Annotated in this window: 5 protein-coding genes; 4 read left to right on the top strand and 1 reads right to left on the bottom strand. The window is 40.3% G+C overall.

Annotation, left to right across the window (positions count from 1 at the left end):
• Window positions 1-1,130: ferrous iron transport protein B (gene feoB / locus GXZ13_02610; GenBank protein NLX74730.1), on the top strand; the 1,130-nt coding region annotated here is incomplete at its 5' end.
• Between the two features lie 36 nt (window positions 1,131-1,166).
• On the top strand, window positions 1,167-1,421 hold the full coding sequence (locus tag GXZ13_02605; GenBank protein ID NLX74729.1) for a winged helix-turn-helix transcriptional regulator: 255 nt from the start codon (window positions 1,167-1,169) through the stop codon (window positions 1,419-1,421).
• A 362-nt stretch (window positions 1,422-1,783) separates the two neighbouring features.
• Here GXZ13_02605 and GXZ13_02600 read toward each other — a convergent pair whose 3' ends face one another.
• Window positions 1,784-2,281 carry a ferritin gene (locus tag GXZ13_02600; GenBank protein NLX74728.1) on the bottom strand — a complete coding sequence of 166 codons (498 nt, stop codon included), beginning with the start codon at window positions 2,279-2,281 and terminating at the stop codon, window positions 1,784-1,786.
• 322 nt (window positions 2,282-2,603) lie between these two features.
• Between GXZ13_02600 and GXZ13_02595 the strand changes: the two genes are divergently transcribed.
• Both GXZ13_02595 and GXZ13_02590 read left to right on the top strand, forming a co-directional pair.
• Entirely contained in the window at window positions 2,604-2,813 is a 210-nt protein-coding gene (locus GXZ13_02595) for a 4Fe-4S binding protein (protein NLX74727.1), read from the top strand.
• Window positions 2,762-3,397 carry a 4Fe-4S binding protein gene (locus GXZ13_02590; protein ID NLX74726.1) on the top strand — a complete coding sequence of 212 codons (636 nt, stop codon included), beginning with the start codon at window positions 2,762-2,764 and terminating at the stop codon, window positions 3,395-3,397. The genes GXZ13_02595 and GXZ13_02590 overlap by 52 nt, the downstream gene beginning before the upstream one ends.
• The last annotated feature ends 222 nt before the right edge of the window (window positions 3,398-3,619 follow it).

The following is a 3,619-nucleotide window of genomic DNA, read 5'->3' as shown; positions in this document are numbered from 1 at the left end:
TTTTCCAGACGACTTTCATCGTTGGAGAAGAGATTTTTGGTGGATTAGCTGCCGATTTAGGCGAAGGGTTCGGAGGAATACTGGAGAGCTTTTTAGTTTCAGTAAATTCCCCAGAATGGCTTGTTTCCCTTGTCGCTGATGGTTTGATTGGCGGTGTTGGAGCAGTCATAGAGTTTGTTCCTCTAATTACTGTTCTATATTTGATGTTGGGCTTTTTGGAAGATAGCGGATATATGTCGAGAGCCGCATATGTCTGGGATAACCTTATGAGAAAATTTGGACTGCACGGCAAAGCATTTATTTCAATGATAATAGGTTTTGGTTGCAATGTTCCAGGTATAATGGCAACTAGAACATTAGAAAATAAAAAAGATAGAATGATAGCCATACTTATAAATCCTTTTATGAGTTGTGGAGCAAGAATACCTATATATATGTTATTTATTGCAGCATTTTTCCCCAATCATGGAGCCTTAGTTCTTTCCACGCTCTACGGTTTCGGGATATTGGTCGGTTTGATTATGGCAAAGGTTTTCAATAATACTCTCTTTAAAGGCGAGAGCTCATATTTCATCATGGAGCTTCCCCCATATAGAATGCCGACAATTAAGAATGTTCTGAGAAACATGTGGACGAATGTATACGACTTTATCGCCCGTGCCGGAACAATTATTTTTACGGTAGTCACTTTAATGTGGGTTTTAGCCGTGTTGCCCACATCAGCAGATCCATACAGCAAAGAGAGCTTCCTGGGCATGATAGGTTCTTTCTTGGTGCCTCTATTTAAACCGGCCGGGTTTGGAACGTGGCAAGAATCAGTCGCACTGTTTGCCGGAATTCCGGCAAAAGAGGCAGTAGTAGGGACTCTCGGAATGCTTTATGCCGGAGAATACATGGAAGAAGGAAAGATTCTAGTCGATGTCATAAGACAGCACTTCACACATTTGACAGCGCTCTCCTACATGTTGATGGTCTTGCTGTACACACCTTGCGCGGCAGTTCTCGGAACAATAGGCAGAGAGACTAAATCAATAAAATGGGTCATTTTCACAGCCCTCTATACTTTTTTAATAGCTTGGATAGTGGCAGTGGCGGTTTTCCAGATAGGAAGTCTGCTGGGATTTAGTTAAGTTCGACTTAGCTAGGATTAGACGGAGCGAATTATTATGTTAAAAGAAATACTAAAAACGATTCATGAAAGTGGCTATTTTTCTAACGGAGCTTTGGCTGCGGAGCTTGATGTCCCCATAGAAGTTGTAATTGATGCAATCAATCAGTTGGTGAGAATGGGATACATCAAAAAGCATGAGAGAGAAACTATCTCTCCTCCCTCATGCGGAGGCTGCCCACACTCCCAATCCTGCAACAAAGAAATCTTGATAACATATGAGATTACAGAAAAAGGATTGGAAACGGTTTAGAACTTTAGGCAATCAATAGCTAAAACTTTTTGGCAAGTGCAACCTTTGGTTGCGGCAAGCAGTCGGCAAATGGAGACTTTGTCTCCGACAAGCAATTGTTAAAATGCCTGCTGAAAAGAGCGACTGATAGTCGCGAGAAGAGACGTTTTTAAACGTCGAAAAGAGTGGCTTCGCCACGAGAAGTGTTGTTAATGCGTTTTGCTAAGCGGTAGCTAAGCAGTATGTAATTATCTTTAAACGGTGACGAAGTCACCACTTGCCACGACCAAAGGTCGTGCTTGCCAGTGACCAACGGTCACGATTTCTCTCGCTCGTAGAGCGCACTTGTCAAAAAAAAAAGAACCCCGCGAGGGGTTCTTTTTTTAGTCTTCTTCTCTTTTTCCGAGTTCCTTGTCCAACATCATCAAGCCCATTGGTTTGCCTGCTGCACGTTTGAACTTTGCAAGAATGCCTGCTGCGTTTTCTTCCTCTTCAACCTGTTCGTCAATGAACCAGTTGAGCATGCTTCTTGTGGCGCGATCGTTTTCTTTTTCTGCAAGTTCTGCCATTTTATCGATAAGTTCTGTTACAAGTCTCTCATGGCTTAATACTTCTTCAAATACTTCGACAGCGCTTCCCCAATCTTTCTTGGGTGTCGGAATAGCTTCAAGTACGACACTTCCACCTCTTGAAATGAGATATGTATAGAATTTCATGCCGTGCTCAAGTTCTTCTTCGGCCTGTTTTTCCATCCAATGTGCGCATCCCGGAAGATCTTCATCTTCAAACCAAGCTGCCATTGAAAGGTATAGATAAGCTGATTCGAACTCCGCCTGTATCTGTGAATTTATACTCTTCTCCATTACTTTTCCTATTTCCATAAATATACACCTCCATAATTTTTTAAATTAATATTTATTCAATTTCCATCAATCCAAGTTATATTAATCGTCCCCACACGTCAAGGTGAAAACATGTAATTTTTAAACAATTGTTAAAGAAAAATGGCAAGTGCGGTTTGCAACCGCGGCAAGCGATTGGCAAGGAGCGCTTCTCAGAGAGGGTTAAACAATCGCTTAGCCACTGCTTAGCCATCGCTTAGCTACTGCTTAGCAAAACGCACTTAGCTTCTCTTCGGTTGCTATCGCCTCTCATTTGTATCATAATAAGAGCATATATGTTCTTCTGAATGGAGCTGATTTTATGGTAACAAAGGTCAAAAAGGGTAGAAAGGCGATTGTTTCGCGAGATGACTGTGTCGCTTGTGGAGCTTGCGCTAAAGTCTGTCCCGTGACTGCGATAACTATTTACAAGGGCATTTATGCCAATGTTAATTTTGAAATTTGTGTCGGTTGCACAAAATGTTCTTTAATCTGTCCTGCTCACGCCATAAGTATGGAGGTGCCGGAATAGTTATGAAAAAGACTTGGAAAGACAAGATGTGGATTATAACGATTTTATACTTTTCTATTGGCTTCTTTAATATAATGTTTGCCTGGTTCGGCATGATCTGTTTTTTAGTTCCTCTTTTTATGTCAATTTTCGGCATGGAGAAGGCATTCTGCAATACATATTGCGGAAGAGGTCAGCTCTATACGATACTTGGTAACGGGAAGAAGCTTTCACTTAATAAAAATCTCCCTTCATTTCTAAGAAGCAAATGGTTTAGATACGGGTTCCTTTTATTCTTTATGACAATGTTTTTCAATATGCTCTTTGCAACTTGGACTGTATTGACAGGAAGTGGAGGGTTAAACGAATCAATTAAACTTTTATGGTCTTTTGATGTCCCTTGGAGATGGGCCAATAGAGCAGGAGATAAAATACCTCTCTGGACGGTTCAATTTGCATATGGCTTTTACAGCTTAATGTTAACGTCGCTTATATTGGGGCTTATTAGCATGGCGGTCTACAGAGCGAGATCTTGGTGCGTATACTGTCCCATAGGAACGGCAACTCAAGCTATTTGCAAGATAAGAGAGGGAGAAAAACTCTAACATTCATTTTTTAAGAAATTATTACATAAATGTAATGAGCATAAGATTTTAGTTTTTGTAATATATTAATTGTTTTTCAAGAAAAGATTAGGCAATAAACCATATGCTGTAAAATGATAGTTACGGTTATAATTTAATTCTTAACATACTTAACATACAAACAACAGGAGGATGAAATCTATGGAAAATATGGATATGAGAGCGCTCTTTAGCATGACTTAC

It is taken from the genome of Synergistaceae bacterium (assembly GCA_012728235.1).
GTDB lineage: Bacteria > Synergistota > Synergistia > Synergistales > Synergistaceae > JAAYFL01.
This window is presented reverse-complemented; position numbering and strand designations above follow the sequence as displayed.

Bases quoted from the DNA above. Each gene is read 5' to 3' on its own strand.
- GXZ13_02590 (NLX74726.1), top strand. From the start codon at position 2,762: ATGTTCTTTAATCTGTCCTGCTCACGCCATAAGTATGGAGGTGCCGGA.
- GXZ13_02595 (NLX74727.1), top strand. From the start codon at position 2,604: ATGGTAACAAAGGTCAAAAAGGGTAGAAAGGCGATTGTTTCGCGAGAT.
- GXZ13_02600 (NLX74728.1), bottom strand. From the start codon at position 2,281: ATGGAAATAGGAAAAGTAATGGAGAAGAGTATAAATTCACAGATACAG.
- GXZ13_02605 (NLX74729.1), top strand. From the start codon at position 1,167: ATGTTAAAAGAAATACTAAAAACGATTCATGAAAGTGGCTATTTTTCT.